Below are 452 nucleotides of genomic sequence, written 5' to 3' on the forward strand. Positions count from 1 at the left end.
GCTTCGTCCTTGAAGGTGGTGACGCTGACCACCGGGCCGAAGATTTCTTCCTGGAACACGCGCATGCGGTTGTTGCCCTTGAGCAGGGTCGGCTGGATGTAGTAACCGGTGGCCAGCGAACCTTCGAGCTGCTCCACCTTGCCGCCGGTCAGTAGCTCGGCGCCTTCTTCCTGGGCGATTTTCAGGTAGGACTGGATCTTCTCGAACTGCTGCTGCGAGGCCTGGGCGCCGACCATGGTGTCGGTGTCGAGCGGGTCGCCGCGCTTGATCTGCAGCACCTTCTTCATCACCACTTCCATGAACTGCGGGTAGATCGACTCCTGCACCAGGGCGCGCGACGGGCAGGTGCACACCTCGCCCTGGTTGAAGAACGCCAGCACCATGCCTTCTGCGGCCTTGTCGATAAAGCTCGGCTCGGCCTGCATGATGTCTTCGAAGTACACGTTCGGCGA

The 452-nt window shown here is 61.5% G+C and carries 1 protein-coding gene; it reads right to left on the reverse strand.

Going from position 1 to position 452, the window contains the following annotated elements; genetic code table 11:
- Positions 1–452 (reverse strand): aldehyde dehydrogenase family protein (locus ACLEJU_RS28690; RefSeq protein WP_440776785.1); only part of this gene is annotated, 452 nt, incomplete at both ends.

It is taken from the genome of Pseudomonas sp. SMN11 (genome assembly GCF_052041945.1).
In the GTDB taxonomy this organism is placed as follows: Bacteria; Pseudomonadota; Gammaproteobacteria; order Pseudomonadales; family Pseudomonadaceae; genus Aquipseudomonas.